Annotated in this window: 17 protein-coding genes; 16 read left to right on the top strand and 1 reads right to left on the bottom strand. The window is 40.5% G+C overall.

All coding sequences use genetic code 11. From position 1 onward, the window contains the following. Positions 1 to 220 precede the first annotated feature (220 nt). From P9Q65_RS03765 to P9Q65_RS03745, 5 genes are all read left to right on the top strand, one after another. Complete coding sequence (locus tag P9Q65_RS03765) at positions 221 to 583, top strand: NifB/NifX family molybdenum-iron cluster-binding protein (RefSeq protein ID WP_304507936.1); 363 nt, start codon at positions 221 to 223, stop codon at positions 581 to 583. After that, positions 580 to 1,419, top strand: coding sequence for an ATP-binding protein (locus P9Q65_RS03760; RefSeq protein ID WP_304507934.1), 840 nt, complete (start codon positions 580 to 582; stop codon positions 1,417 to 1,419). The genes P9Q65_RS03765 and P9Q65_RS03760 overlap by 4 nt, the downstream gene beginning before the upstream one ends. Further along, a complete protein-coding gene (locus P9Q65_RS03755; protein WP_304507933.1) occupies positions 1,416 to 2,294 on the top strand; it encodes an ATP-binding protein in 879 nt (292 codons plus the stop codon). Before P9Q65_RS03760 ends, P9Q65_RS03755 begins: the two co-directional genes overlap by 4 nt. Before the next feature lie 94 nt (positions 2,295 to 2,388). Further along, positions 2,389 to 2,748, top strand: a complete 360-nt coding sequence (locus tag P9Q65_RS03750) for a NifB/NifX family molybdenum-iron cluster-binding protein (protein WP_304507931.1) — start codon at positions 2,389 to 2,391, stop codon at positions 2,746 to 2,748. A 350-nt stretch (positions 2,749 to 3,098) separates the two neighbouring features. Next, a complete protein-coding gene (locus P9Q65_RS03745; RefSeq protein ID WP_304507929.1) occupies positions 3,099 to 3,668 on the top strand; it encodes a GrpB family protein in 570 nt (189 codons plus the stop codon). A gap of 92 nt (positions 3,669 to 3,760) precedes the next feature. Here the strand turns inward: P9Q65_RS03745 and P9Q65_RS03740 are convergent, their stop codons facing one another. Further along, the gene (locus tag P9Q65_RS03740; RefSeq protein ID WP_304507927.1) at positions 3,761 to 4,690 is read right to left on the bottom strand and encodes a P1 family peptidase; all 930 of its coding nucleotides are present in this window, start codon (positions 4,688 to 4,690) and stop codon (positions 3,761 to 3,763) included. Between the two features lie 135 nt (positions 4,691 to 4,825). Here P9Q65_RS03740 and murA point away from each other — a divergent pair, with 135 nt between their 5' ends. The 11 genes from murA (at position 4,826) to P9Q65_RS03685 (ending at position 14,532) form a co-directional block, all read left to right on the top strand. Beyond that, positions 4,826 to 6,079, top strand: a complete 1,254-nt coding sequence (gene murA, locus P9Q65_RS03735) for a UDP-N-acetylglucosamine 1-carboxyvinyltransferase (protein ID WP_304507925.1) — start codon at positions 4,826 to 4,828, stop codon at positions 6,077 to 6,079. Positions 6,080 to 6,084: 5 nt separating this feature from the next. Next, entirely contained in the window at positions 6,085 to 6,870 is a 786-nt protein-coding gene (locus tag P9Q65_RS03730) for a cell division protein FtsQ/DivIB (RefSeq protein WP_304507923.1), read from the top strand. A 24-nt stretch (positions 6,871 to 6,894) separates the two neighbouring features. Beyond that, positions 6,895 to 7,611 (top strand): DUF881 domain-containing protein, encoded by a 717-nt coding sequence (locus tag P9Q65_RS03725; protein WP_304507922.1) that lies wholly within the window; start codon positions 6,895 to 6,897, stop codon positions 7,609 to 7,611. After that, on the top strand, positions 7,611 to 7,979 hold the full coding sequence (locus P9Q65_RS03720; protein WP_330695190.1) for a small basic family protein: 369 nt from the start codon (positions 7,611 to 7,613) through the stop codon (positions 7,977 to 7,979). Before P9Q65_RS03725 ends, P9Q65_RS03720 begins: the two co-directional genes overlap by 1 nt. Positions 7,980 to 8,096: 117 nt before the next feature. Then, positions 8,097 to 9,212, top strand: a complete 1,116-nt coding sequence (gene ftsZ, locus P9Q65_RS03715) for a cell division protein FtsZ (protein ID WP_304507920.1) — start codon at positions 8,097 to 8,099, stop codon at positions 9,210 to 9,212. A 296-nt stretch (positions 9,213 to 9,508) separates the two neighbouring features. Then, on the top strand, positions 9,509 to 10,411 hold the full coding sequence (locus P9Q65_RS03710) for a substrate-binding domain-containing protein (RefSeq protein WP_304507918.1): 903 nt from the start codon (positions 9,509 to 9,511) through the stop codon (positions 10,409 to 10,411). Between the two features lie 339 nt (positions 10,412 to 10,750). Next, positions 10,751 to 11,590, top strand: a complete 840-nt coding sequence (gene pstC / locus P9Q65_RS03705; RefSeq protein WP_304507916.1) for a phosphate ABC transporter permease subunit PstC — start codon at positions 10,751 to 10,753, stop codon at positions 11,588 to 11,590. Between the two features lie 8 nt (positions 11,591 to 11,598). Next, positions 11,599 to 12,459, top strand: coding sequence for a phosphate ABC transporter permease PstA (gene pstA / locus P9Q65_RS03700; protein WP_304508000.1), 861 nt, complete (start codon positions 11,599 to 11,601; stop codon positions 12,457 to 12,459). Beyond that, complete coding sequence (pstB, locus tag P9Q65_RS03695) at positions 12,456 to 13,205, top strand: phosphate ABC transporter ATP-binding protein PstB (protein ID WP_304507915.1); 750 nt, start codon at positions 12,456 to 12,458, stop codon at positions 13,203 to 13,205. The genes pstA and pstB overlap by 4 nt, the downstream gene beginning before the upstream one ends. Positions 13,206 to 13,207: 2 nt before the next feature. Further along, the gene (phoU, locus tag P9Q65_RS03690; protein ID WP_304507914.1) at positions 13,208 to 13,876 is read left to right on the top strand and encodes a phosphate signaling complex protein PhoU; all 669 of its coding nucleotides are present in this window, start codon (positions 13,208 to 13,210) and stop codon (positions 13,874 to 13,876) included. After that, positions 13,873 to 14,532, top strand: coding sequence for an HD domain-containing protein (locus P9Q65_RS03685; protein ID WP_304507912.1), 660 nt, complete (start codon positions 13,873 to 13,875; stop codon positions 14,530 to 14,532). The genes phoU and P9Q65_RS03685 overlap by 4 nt, the downstream gene beginning before the upstream one ends. The last annotated feature ends 8 nt before the right edge of the window (positions 14,533 to 14,540 follow it).

Below are 14,540 nucleotides of genomic sequence, written 5' to 3'. Positions count from 1 at the left end.
GAATTAAAAAACTATTATTGACATATGACATTAACTGCCGTACAATAGGATAAATGGCATATGACGAAAAAAAGTTTTGCTTATCACTTGTTTAATTTATAGGAGAAGGATAGCATCTTATTTTGTGGGTTTGGAAATTTAGTTGGAAATTCCAAAGCATGTATTATGCCAATTTATAGTTTAATTTGGAACGAATTCAGACGAAAGGAGTTTTTTATTTATGAAAATTGCTATTCCCATGAATGAAAGTCGTGTAGATGGGGAGGTTTGTGTGTCTTTTGGCAGAGCGCCTTATTTTTTGTTCTATGATACGGAAAGCAGGGAAACAAATTTTATGGAAAATCCAGCAGCAGCGGCTCAAGGCGGTGCAGGAATCAAAGCGGCTCAGGCACTTGTTGATGAAAATGCTCAGGCGTTGCTTACCGTTCGGTGTGGTGAAAATGCGGCAGAGGTTTTCAAAGCAGCAGAAATCAAAATTTACAAAACAACGAAGGTAACTGCAAAAGAAAATATGGAAGCTTTTGAGAAGGGAGAGCTTGCACTGATGACTCATTTTCATGCGGGCTTTCACGGAAAAGTATGAAAATTGCGGTTTTAAGCGGAAAAGGCGGAACCGGAAAAACCTTCGTTTCGGTAAACCTTGCTGTTACAGCAAAAAATGCAGCTTATATAGACTGTGATGTGGAGGAGCCCAATGGCCGGCTATTTTTAAAACCAAAAAATATTAAAGCAGAAGAAATTTTTACGCTGTTGCCCCATGTTCTTGAGGAAAAATGTGTAGGTTGCCGTGAATGTGTGGAGTTATGCAGATTTAACGCCTTAAGTTTTATCAAAAATAAGCCTTTCGTTTTTCCTGAAGTTTGCCATTCTTGTGGCGCTTGTTCCCGTGTCTGTCCTACCCAGGCAATTTATGAGGTAAAACGTCCCATTGGCGTTGTGGAAAGAGGTAATCGTGGGTCGGTTGAGGTCGTAACGGGAATTTTAAACATTGGTGAGGCCAGCGGGGTTCCTGTTATTCATAAGGCGTTAGAAACAAAAACATTGAGTGGAGGGATAATGGTAATTGATTGTCCCCCGGGAAGTGCTTGTACAGTAATGGAAAGCGTGCAATCGGTGGATTACTGTATTCTCGTGGTGGAACCAACTGCTTTCGGGCTGCATAATTTTAAGATGGTGTACGAGTTGGTATCACTCTTGCAAAAGCCTTGCGGTGTTGTGATAAATAAAGAAGATCATGCATATGCTCAGTTAGAAAGCTTTTGTAAAGAAAACAAGATTCCTGTGCTTTGTCGAATTCCTTATAAGGAAAAATTGGCACAAATTGGAGCCAAGGCGGGGGTTGCTTGTGAAGAGGATGAAGAAACAAAAAAATTATTTTCCACGCTTTTGGATACAATTAAAATGGAGGTGGAAAAATGAAAAAGCTGCTGATTTTAAGTGGCAAGGGCGGTACAGGAAAAACCACAACGGCCGCTGCCTTCATAGATTTTTCAAAAGCCCAGGCTTTTGCCGATTGTGACGTAGATGCGCCGAATTTACATCTTGTTGGGGGTATAAAAAGCGAGCCTATAAGAATGGATTATTATGGTTCTGAAAAGGCAGTTATTCACCCTGAAAAGTGTAAGGGTTGTGGAATTTGCTATGAAAATTGTCGTTTTGATGCTATTATAAAGGAAGGCACGAAGTTTTCCGTAAACCCCTATGCCTGTGAAGGATGTGGCGTTTGTATGTATACTTGCCCTGGGGGAGCTGTGACTATGGAGGAAGATATTGCGGGGGAATTAATGCTCTATCATGAAGACCGTGTATTTTCCACTGCAAAGCTAAAAATGGGAAGGGGAACCTCAGGCAAGCTGGTAACGGAAGTGAAAAATCAGTTAGAAAAAGCTGTTGACACTGCAAAGTTTGCAATTATTGATGGATCTCCTGGAATTGGATGCCCTGTCATTGCTTCCATAAGCGGAGTAGACATGGTTTTGATTGTGGCTGAGCCCTCTCTTTCGGGAATCAGTGATATGGAACGTATTTTAAAAACTGCCGCAATATTTCAGACAAGGTCTGCAGTTTGCGTAAATAAATTTGACACTTGCGTTGAGAATACAGAGAAAATTGAAAAGCTGTGCTTGCAGGAGGGAATCCCTTTTTTGGGACGTATTCCCTATGATAAGCAGGCATCGGTTGCCATCAATGAAGGACATAGCTTAGCAAAAGTGGATTGCCCTGCAAGTGATGCATTGTATCAGGTTTATGAAAAGGTAAAGGAGTGCTTTGCAGAGGAAACGGGAGAAAGATAAAGGGGTTATACGCTGAGATCTGATGGAATAATTAAGGTGAAAGCTAAGTTTGAATGTTAATAAAAATAAAATTAATATAAAAAGGAGAATGAGTATGAAAATAGCAGTAGCATGTATGGGTGATTTGGTGGCACAACACTTTGGTCATTGTGAGAACTTCTACCTGTTTGAAACAGAAAATGGTAAAATAACAGAGGTAAAAAGTGTTGCCAATCCTGGACATAGACCTGGATTTTTACCTAATTTTTTAGGCGATATGGGTGCAAAGGTAATTATTTCCGGTGGAATGGGCGGCGGTGCCATTGAAATTTTCAATGAGAGAAATATTGAGGTTATTGTTGGCGCGGAAGGCAATGCACAGCAGGCGGTAGAAAGCTATTTGAAAGGCGAATTAAAATCTACAGGCTCTGTTTGTCATGAACATATGCACGCTGATGAATGCGGAAATCACTAATTAAAAAGGGATAGCTTTGTTGCCAGAAATAAAAGACAAAGGCTCTAATAGGGTATGAATCAAGAGGTAATCCTAAACAAGGGGTTACCTTTTTATTTTTTATTTAAGGGATATTCTTAGCAATAAAACAGATTTTATTTTGGTTCAAATTAGTTATTATAATGGCGGAGATAAAATCATAGTACTCTAAAACATCTTCAAGGGTGTTAATGAAAATCAAATGGGATTTGTTTTAATTTCAGGGAGACGGTTTTTCTTTACCTAAATTGCTATGATTCTTTTGTGAAAAACATTTATTGTGTTACAATGAGGGCATTAAAATATGTTTTCCTAATGAGGAGGAAAAGGGTGTGGGAAAATCTTTATCTGAAATGAGTTTACAAGAATTATGGCGGTTATTCCCCATTTTTTTGACAGAACATCAGGAACAATGGGAAGATTGGTTTAAGGAAGAAGCTGCTTTTCTCCATAAAATATTGGCAAACGAGCAGGGAATAAGAATTGGCCATGTGGGAAGCACCGCAATAAGTGCAATATGGGCGAAACCCATTGTTGATATTCTCGTTGAGGTACCGGTATCCTGTGATATGGATGAGGTGAAAAGGATTCTTATCCAAAAGGGTTATATTTGTATGTCTGAAAGTGAAAGTCGCATTTCGTTTAACAAGGGGTATACAGAAGACGGATTTGCAGAAAAAGTATATCATTTGCATTTAAGATATGTTGGAGACAATCACGAATTATATTTTAGAGACTTCTTAAATGAAAATCCTGTTACGGCAAAAGAATATGAGACATTAAAATTATGTTTATGGAAAAGGTATGAACATGATCGGGACGGATATACCAAGGCTAAGACGGAATTTGTCTTGGCGTATACACAAAGAGCAAAAGAGAAATACGGAGATAGATACTGTTAATTGAAAATCTTTTAATAATATTTAGGGTGTCATTATTTTAATCGATGACACCCTAAAATATTTAATGGATTGCGTATATTCTTGGCTAGGAATTAAAATGGTTTTGCAGCCTTCACACCTCGGAGTACAGCTTGTTCTGTTACCTTTGCCGCCATGATTCCCACCAAATCCACGGGGGCAGTAGGAAGCTCAATTTCTTCTGTGGAAAGGCAAAATAGGGTATCTCCATCTAAAGTGGTATGGACAGGAGAAATACATCTGGCAAGGCCATCATGAGCCATCCCTGCGACTTTTGCCGCCTGGGCTTTTGTGAGCTTCACATTGGTTGCGATAACCCCGATGGTGGTATTTTTACCGCTGAAGGAAAGGGTGGAAGCGTGGTGAATAATTCCCCGGGCAGTATCCAAGAAGTTTCCCTCTTCATCTTTAGTTCCGGCAATGATTTTCCCATTTTCCAATATATCTCCAAAGGCGTTTACGGCAATCAAAGCAGCAACGGTAATGCCGTTTTCCGTTGTTTCTGCCCAAGAGCCGATGCCGCTGTTGCACCAGCCCAATGTGCCCCGTAGTTTGCCCACCGTTGCACCGCAACCTGCCCCAACATCGCCTTCGGGCAACGTTTCGGTGTAAGCGTTTTCGCAGGCCTGTCTTCCCATATTTTTATCGGGACGGCAAAAAATATTTCCGTTTTCCAGATCATAGAGGACTGCTGCTGGGATAATAGGAACTTTGGTAACACCCACATCGAAGCCGATTCCTTGTTCTTCCAAATAATTCATTACCCCACAGGAGGCTTCCAAACCAAAGGCGGAGCCACCGGAAAGCACAACGGCATTTACTTTTTCCATGGCGTTTATGGGGTTTAATAAGTCAGTTTCCCTTGTTCCCGGGGCGGCCCCCCGTACATCTACCCCACAAACGGCCCCTTTTTCAGCAATAATGACGGTTACGCCTGTTTTACCTTCAGAATTTTGTGCGTGCCCAACTTTAATTCCCTTAATGTCTAAAATATTATGCTTCATCGGTTTGTCCTCCGTTGTTTTTTCTTTCATATTACATGGAATTCAAGTTTTTGTAAATATCATTGCATTTGGATATGCACCAGAAAAAATGTCCTATTATACTATGGGAGTAAGATGCTTTTTGGAGGGAACGGCATGGGGTACTACTTGATTGAGGGCGGAAAACCCATAGGCGGAGAGTTTGCGGTAAGAGGGAGTAAAAATGCAGCATTACCTATTTTAGCGGCAACACTTCTTGCAGAGGATGAAGTGGTGCTGGAAAATTGCCCGCTGATTCGTGACTTTTATCTAACGTTGGATATCTTAAGAACGTTAGGCTGTAAGGCGGAGCTTACAGGCAGGACGGCAGTCATTGATACAAGGCAAATCAAAGATGTAAAGATTCAGGAGGAAACGGTGCAAAAAATGCGTTCCTCCATCCTTTTTTTAGGCGCTCTTTTAGGGAGGGAGAAACGGGCAATTTTAGGCCATCCGGGAGGCTGTGCCATTGGGAAACGCCCCATTGATATTCATTTGAGTTCTTTTGAAAAAATGGGTGTGGAGATCAATGAGGAAGACGGACTTTTTTATTGTTCTGCGCCCCATATTTTGGGATACCATATTTATTTGAAGTATCCAAGTGTTGGTGCCACAGAAAATCTTTTGCTTTTGGCTGCAAAAGCCGAGGGGGTTACAGTGATTCACAATGCAGCAAGAGAACCGGAAATTGTTGCATTGGTTCATTTTTTGCGTGCTTGCGGAGCTGAAATTTACGGTGAGGGCACGCCATCTATTATGATAGAAGGGGTAAAAAAACTGCACGGTGCGTATTTTTCCATACCTTTTGACCGTATTGAGGCAGGTACATTCCTCTGTGCATCGGCGATGACGGGAGGAGAGCTTTCTTTATTGGGCGTTGAAAAAAATGATATTGAAACAACTCTGGATGTCTTACAAAAGACAGGGTGCAGGTTTACTTTTGAGACGGAACGCCTTCGAATGATGCCGCCCAAACAATTAAAAGCCGAATTATCATTGGTTACCGGACCATATCCGGGATTTCCTACGGATATGCAGCCCTTAATCATGAGTCTATTGACATTGGCAAAGGGAACTTGTATGATTAGTGAAACAGTATTTGAGGCTCGATTCCGCCATGCAGAAGAACTTTGTCGCATGGGTGCGGATATTGTGATTGCGGATAGAGTTGCAAAAATTAAAGGTTCCCCAGGGCTTCATGGTGCGGAAGTTTTTGGCCGTGATTTGCGTGGGGGGGCGGCACTTTTGATTGCGGCCCTGGCAGCTGAGGGGAAAAGTACAGTATACGGCTCAGAATATGTGGAGCGAGGGTATGAGAAGATTGAGGACGCCTTTTCTTTATTGGGCGGCAATGTACGGCTAATGGAGTGAAAAAAATGGCAAGAAGAAAAAAAAAGCAGACAAACAATGTGGATTTAATGGAAGAGCTTGATTATTATGAGAAACCCAAAAGAAAGATAAATTCTAAATTTATTATCGGGTTTCTTTTGGTTTTGATTATTATTGCTGGTATATTGTTTTCACCGCTTTTTGCGGTGAAAGAAATTCGTTCGGAAGGGGCCCAACATTTTACTACAAGCGAGTTAGCAGAGCGGATTTCCCTTTCCCATGGGGATAATTTGATTTTATTCGGAAAGGGCCGTGCTGAGGAAGTATTGGAACAAGATCCTTATATCTCCCAGGCCAAGGTGGCGGCTGAGCTGCCTAACACTATGGTGATTCGAGTGAAGGAGCGTAAGGTGAGAGGATATGTACCTTATATGGGTGCATACCTTTACATAGATGAAGAAGGGCGGGTTTTGGAAACCCAGAAAGCCTGTCAAGAAGCGTTGCCAATTGTAACAGGTCTTAAATTTGATAGTTTCCTTTTAGGGGAGGTATTGCCCGTTGAAAATAAAGACTCCCTTCAAGTGGTTTTGCAAATGTCGCAATTAATGAAAAAATATAATTTATTGAATCTTGTAGTAAAAATTGATGTAACGGATCCTAAGGATGTTTATGCATTTGTGAATCAAGTTGAGATTCATTTGGGTGATATGCGGGATGCAGATCAAAAAATTCGTATTATTGGTGAAATTATGAAAACCATTCCCTCCCAGGACAGAGGAACCTTAGACTTAAGGGACTTGCATAAACCCATAATTTTTCAGTACCTCACATAAGCTCTTAAAAAAAGGGGACAGGCTATGAGAAAAAATCATTATTTATTTGCACTGACGTTAATTTGTGTGCTTTTGGGTATGATTATCGGCATTCAATATAATACCGTAAAAAAGCAAAATGACTTGGCGGAGAATCAGCGCTTGACAGAACTGACAGCAACTTTAAAGAAAGTGCAGGAGGAAAATGAAGCGTTGCAGGTTCATCTGGATGAAAAAGAAAAGATAATTAAAGACTATGAAAGTGGACAGAATTATGGCGCAACCATTGAGAATTTGCAAAGAGAAATGGAGCAACTGCGTATATTTGCAGGGCTGACAGAGGTTCATGGTTCCGGGGTTATCGTAACGATGAATGACAGCAGTACAAAAAATGGTGGCGACAGTAACGCTTACTTGGTACATGCTGAGGATATTTTGGGGGTAATCAACGAGTTGAATTTGGCCGGAGCCGAAGCAGTTTCCATCAATGGAAAACGCATTGTGGGAACAAGCAGTATAAGCTGTGCGGGCTCCATTGTTATGGTTAATGGAGAGCGAGTTGCTGCACCGTTTGAAATATTGGCGGTGGGTGACAGCGATATTTTACAATCTGCATTGAGGTTTCCGGGAGGGGTTGTGGATAATTTGGCGCCGTGGGGCATTGAAATTACTATTAAAAAGGAATCGGACGTAGTGGTTCTTCCTTATACACAAACAGTGCTTTGGAAAGCGCCGGCTTTGGAACAGGAGGTTGTTGGGTGATGATTGCGCCTATCTTAGGTTTGATATGTGGTGTATTCATTGGTGTTGCCAGTAAAGTGGTGATTCCCTATGGCTATTCGGGTTATGTGGCTATAGCAATTTTGGCTTGCCTTGATTCTGTTTTGGGAGGGATTTACGCCATTTCTCAAAAACAATTTGATTTGAAGATTTTTATTAGTGGATTTTTTTGCAACGGTATTCTTGCTGTAGGTTTGGTATTACTGGGAAATCAGCTTAATATCAATCTTTCCATTGCTGCGGTAGTAGTGTATGGATCTCGCATTTTTAATAATTTTAGTCAGATTCGAAGATTTTTATTGAATAAAACGCAAAAACAGATTATAGTAGTAACGGAAAAAGAAGAATAATGCGGTAAAAAAGCCAAAATTTTTCTGAATTGTTTTCTTTTACTATGGTAAGTAAACTTGTTTTCGTGTATAATTATATATTATTATGTATTTCTTGATAATTAGGAGGGGATTTTTTTGCTCGAGTTTGATATCCCAATGAGCAGTATGGCACAAATAAAAGTAATCGGCGTTGGTGGCGGTGGCAACAATGCTGTTGACAGAATGATTGAAGACGGTTTAGACGGTGTTGAATTTATTTCAATTAATACAGATGGACAAGCTTTATCAAAGGCTAGAGCGACAACAAAAATTCAGATCGGTGAAAAGCTGACAAAAGGTCTTGGGGCAGGTGGAAATCCGGAAATCGGTGAAAAATCTGTTGAAGAAACCCAGGATGACATTGCCCAAGCGCTTCGTGGTTCTGATATGGTATTTATTACCGCAGGTATGGGAGGCGGCACCGGTACAGGGGCAGCCCCAAGAATTGCGTCCATTTCCAAAGAATTAGGTATTTTGACCGTTGGTGTTGTTACAAAGCCCTTTAACTTTGAAGGCAAAAAAAGAATGAGCAACGCCGAAAAAGGTATTATGGAATTGAAGAAAAATGTGGATACTTTGGTTATTATTCCAAACCAAAGGTTACTGAGTATTATTGATAAAAAGACCACGCTTACCGAAGCATTTAAAAAAGCTGACGAAATTTTACGCCAAGGTGTTCAAGGTATTGCTGATTTGATTTCCAAGCCAGGTGTTATTAACCTTGACTTTGCGGATGTTCGTACAGTTATGGCAAATAAAGGCGTTGCCCATATGGGTATTGGTCATGCCAGTGGTGAAAACAAGGCGGAAATTGCTGCAAAAATGGCAATTCAAAGCCCTCTTTTGGAAACAACCATTGAAGGTGCGAAGAGTGTATTGATTAATTTCAGCGGTGATATGAACCTTGGATTATTGGAAACAGAAGAAGCGGCTGATTTGATCAGAGAAGCAATTGATCCGGATGCGGAAATCATCTTCGGTACAACAATTAATGAAGAACTTGAGGATGAGGTAATTGTTACAGTGATTGCAACAGGGCTTGACGGCGAAATGCCAGTACCTGAAGTGAAAAAGCCTGAAGCTGTTCCTGAACCAGAAGAAGAAGCAAAAGAGGAACAGGAAGAAGAAGCACGTCCCAGAAGATTTGCAGATTTAGATGATTTTGAGTCGGAAATCAAAATACCAGATTTCTTGACAAGAAAAAAATTCTAATACATACAATTTAGGTGAATTGATTGAAATGTTTTATTAAAATTTGATTTTTGTTTTATCGGAGCAGATGGATGATCCATCTGCTTTTTTTTGTATGTTTTTCTCCTCAAATACAAATATTAGTAGTGTAAAGGAGGTTTAAATGAAAAATTTTTGATTATCTATTACAAAAATAAAAATCCCTCAAAAAATGGAATTTAACATAGATTTAACGTGGGAGTGATTTTTCATTTAACATAGCTTCGGTATACTTTGCTTGTATCTAAAATGATGATTATTAAAAGGAGAGGAAAACAATGAAGAGAAAAATAGGCTTAGGCTTGATAATGTTAATGCTAACAGGTGCACTGGCAGGTTGCGGCGGTTCTGGTGACAGCGCAGCAGAGAACAATGGTGACGCTGGGGAGGCAGCGGCAAATAATGCGGCAATTACTGTTGTTTCTAGAGAAGATGGTTCCGGTACCAGAGGCGCTTTTATTGAATTATTCGGCATTGAAGAAAAAGATGCAAATGGCAATAAAGTTGACTATACTGCTGATACAGCAGAAATTACAAATAGTACCGCAGTTATGATGCAGACGGTTGCAGGGAACAAAGATGCGATTGGATATACTTCTTTAGGTTCCATGAATGACTCCGTTAAAGCATTGGAAATTGACGGTGCGGCAGCGACGGTGGAAGATATTAAAAGCGGTACTTACAAAATTGCAAGACCTTTCAATATTGCAACAACAGGAGATATTTCCCCTGCGGCACAGGATTTTATTAGCTTTATCATGAGTGAAGAAGGTCAGGCAGTTGTGGAAGAAAATGGGTATATCAGCCAGGGTAACACAGGCGCATATGCGGCATCCGGTGCTGAAGGTAAGGTGACGGTTGCAGGTTCTTCTTCTGTAACACCTGTAATGGAAAAATTAAAAGAAGCTTATGTTGCAGTAAATTCCAATGCAAATGTAGAAGTTCAGCAGAGTGATTCAACAACGGGTATGACATCAGCAATTGAAGGAATTTGCGATATCGGTATGGCTTCCAGAGAATTGAAAGACAGCGAAATTGAAAAAGGTCTTACTCCTACAGTTATTGCAATGGATGGTATTGCAGTCATTGTAAATAAAGATAACTCTGTAAACGGTTTGACTGCCGCACAGGTAAAAGATGTCTTTACAGGTGCTGCAACAGATTGGAGTATTGCTGAATAAGCAAACAAGCATAGTGAAAAATAATTTGAGAAACCTGTAAGATAAAGGATGGTTAGATAGTTTCAGGATCTAAAAGCATTTTAGGAATGGAAGCATCTGGAGCTCACAACTCTTTTTCCCTTAAACTTTGAAGCATGAAATTCCCATATTGCTCTATATCTTTTAAAAAGCTTTTAGATCTTGTTTTTATACGACGGGCCTCAATGAAGGAACCGTCATTTTGTATAGATAAATAAAAATGTATCAAAGGATAAAGAAGGGAAGTTCGTATGAAATGAATGGCTGTTTCGTCGGATTTACAAAAAGACGCAATCCCTTTTGTGCTCAAGGAGGACTTGTATGAAAGAAAAGGCAATGCAATGGGTTTTTTTGGCTGCTGCCAGTATCTCCATATTTGCAGTGGCATTGATTTGCTTTTTCCTGTTTGCAAACGGCGTGCCGGCAATTCAGGAAATTGGTGTTTTTCAATTCCTTACAGGAACAAAATGGAAACCCTCCAATGAATTATACGGCATTTTTCCTATGATTATAGGAAGTATTTATGTTACGGCGGGGGCAATCATTTGTGGTGTACCCATGGGGATTCTTTGCGCAACTTTTTTGGCGCATTTTTGCCCCAAAAAACTATATAAAATGATTAAGCCTGCTATTGAACTTTTGGCTGGTATCCCCTCTATTGTATATGGTTTCTTTGGCTTGGTTGTGATGGTGCCCATTATGCAAAATTTGTTTGGCGGAAGCGGCAAGGGGGTTCTAACGGCATCCATCCTGTTGGGTATTATGATTTTACCTACGGTTATTGGGGTGACTGAGGCGGCCATTCGTGCTGTACCCAGCTCCTACTATGAAGGGGCACTGGCGTTGGGAATTACCCATGAAAAAAGTGTGTTTTTTACGGTTTTGCCTGCCGCAAAACAAGGTATCTTTGCAGGGATTGTTTTGGGAATTGGCCGTGCCATTGGGGAAACAATGGCGGTTATTATGGTTGCCGGCAATCAAGCAATGATTCCTACGGGATTATTTAGTGGGGTAAGAACGATGACAGCAAATATCGTTATGGAAATGGGTTATGCCACAGATTTACACAGAGAGGCCCTGTTAGGTACAGCGGTTGTTTTGTTCGTATTTATTTTAATTATCAATCTTAGCTTTTCCTTCTTAAAAAGGAGGGATATGTAATGGAAACAATGAACAAAATTACATGGAAAGAAAAATTATTAGGCTACAAAAAAGACCCTTTTTCTGCTTTTCTTTTACTCTTGGTGGTTTTGTCAGCAGTTATCACAGTGGGGGTTCTTATTTCATTGATTGCTTACATCATATTCAGAGGCGTGCCCAATATAACGCCGGAACTGTTTGCTTGGAAGTACACCACGGATAATGTTTCTATGATGCCTGCGATTATTAATACCATTACCATAACCTTGCTTTCTTTGGTTTTTGCGGTACCTATTGGTATTTTTTCTGCAATTTATTTGGTTGAGTATGCGAAAAAAGGGAATCGTTTTATCCCTGTGGTTCGTTTGACAACAGAAACCTTAGCGGGCATTCCGTCTATTGTATTCGGTTTGTTTGGCTATCTTTTATTTAATATTTATTTTGGCTGGGGATATACCCTTTTAGGCGGCGCTTTCACGTTGGCAATTATGATTTTGCCATTAATTATGCGTACCACGGAGGAAGCCCTTCTTTCTGTTTCCGATGCATACCGTGAGGGAAGCTTTGGTCTTGGCGCTGGAAAACTGCGCACGGTTTTCCGTATTGTTCTGCCTTCCGCGGTACCTGGTATTTTATCCGGGGTTATTTTGGCGATAGGACGTATTGTTGGTGAAACCGCAGCGCTTTTGTATCCGGCAGGTACTGCTACGGTGGTTCCTCATACCGTAATGGAATCCGGCAGAACTTTGGCGGTACATATGTATGCACTGCTCAATGAAGGATTTTATATTAACCAAGCATATGCAACAGCAGTTGTGCTATTGGTTTTGGTGATTGGTATTAATGCGCTTTCCGCATTTATTGCAAAGAGAGTAGGAGTGAAGGAATGAGTAAAATATCCATTTCCGATTTGGAATTATACTATGGTGATTTTAAAGCGTTAAAAGATATAAATTTGGAGATTCCCGAGAATGAAATTACTGCATTTATTGGGCCTTCGGGCTGCGGTAAATCCACATTACTGAAATCCTTAAACCGAATGAACGATTTGATAGAGGGTTGCAGGATTACGGGAACGGTTTTGCTGGACGGAGAGAATATTTATAACGGAATGGACATTAACCTTTTACGTAAACGGGTAGGTATGGTGTTTCAAAAGCCAAATCCATTTCCCATGAGTATTTACGATAATGTTGCCTTTGGGCCTCGTACCCATGGCGTTCGTTCTAAGGTGAAACTGGATGAAATCGTTGAAAAGGCCCTTCATGATGCGGCAATTTGGGATGAGGTAAAGGATAGGCTCAAAAAGAATGCGTTGGGGATGAGTGGTGGACAGCAGCAAAGGCTATGCATTGCCCGTGCTCTGGCGGTACAGCCGGAAGTATTGCTTATGGATGAGCCCACCAGTGCCTTAGATCCCATTTCTACTTCCCGTATAGAAGACCTTGCTTTGGAATTGAAAAAGGAGTACACTATTGTTATGGTAACACATAATATGCAGCAAGCAGCACGTATCTCTGATAACACAGCGTTCTTCCTCTTGGGGGATGTAGTTGAGTTTGATAAGACAGAAGAACTTTTTTCAATGCCAAAGGATAAGCGTACAGAGGATTATATTACAGGGAGGTTTGGCTGATTATGGTTAGAAGTCGTTTTGACTCACAGTTGGAACAATTGGATATAGAGATGATAAAAATGGGTGCTTTATGCGAAGAGGCCATTACCGCTTCCATGAAGGCCTTCATAGAAAACGATGATGCAGCAGCAAAGGTGGCATTTGATAAAGAAAGCGAAATTGATCGTAAAGAAAGAGATATTGAGGCATTGTGTATGCGCCTTCTACTTCAGCAGCAGCCCGTTGCAAGGGATTTACGTCTCATTTCTTCTGCTTTAAAAATGATTTCCGATATGGAACGTATTGGGGATCAGGCAGCAGATATTGCAGAAATTACTGCTTTTGTTAAGGATAACGAAACGAAAAGTAAGCTGCATTTTCGAGACATGGCTGCCGCGGCGGTGAAAATGGTAACGGAAAGCGTGGATTCTTTTGTAAATAAGGATTTAAAGCTGGCAAAAAGCGTCATGGACTACGATGATGTTTTGGATAATTTATTTACTGAGGTTAAACAGGAACTGATAGATTTAATCGGTGAAGATAGGGCAAACGGTGAGTTTTGCATTGATTTAATTATGATTGCAAAATACTTGGAGCGTATTGGTGACCATGCCACAAATATTGCGGAATGGGTAGAATATTCTATAACCGGAAGCCATGTAAAAATGGGACTGGAAGAGGGGAATAAATGATAACATTTGAAGAAATTAGACAGAATGAGGGGATTCGTACTTATATTAAAAAAGCGGATGAATCTTTGGCTGCATTAGGCTATACGGAGCATTCTTTTGCTCATGTGACTAAGGTGGCAGAGTCGGTAAAATATATTTTGGCAACACTGGGGTATACACCTCATGAGGTTGAGTTAGGGCAAATTGCCGGATTTTTGCATGATATTGGGAATTTGGTAAACCGTGTGGATCACTCCCAGAGTGGTGCGGTTATGGCTTTTCGTATTCTTGATAATTTGGATATGTCACCGGAAGATATTGCAACAGTGGTAACGGCTATTGGCAATCATGATGAGGGTACAGGGATTCCTGTTAACGCTATTGCGGCAGCGCTCATTTTGGCAGATAAATCTGATGTTCGCAGAAGCCGTGTGAGAAATCAAGATAAAACCACTTTCGATATTCATGACAGGGTGAATTATTCCGTGAAAAAATCTGTTTTAAAAATTAATGAGGAACACACTATCATTAAACTAAAGCTGACGGTTGATACCCGCTATGGCTCAGTAATGGATTATTTTGAAATATTTTTAGGACGTATGATATTGTGTCGGAAGGCGGCAGAAAAGCTGGGATTACACTTTAAACTGATGATTAACGAGCAGTCTTTGATTTGAAAGGATGT

The organism is Anaerotignum sp. (assembly GCF_030625865.1).
GTDB lineage: Bacteria > Bacillota > Clostridia > Lachnospirales > Anaerotignaceae > Chakrabartyella.
The sequence above is the reverse complement of the archived record's forward strand: the minus strand, read 5'-3'. Positions and strand labels throughout refer to the sequence as shown.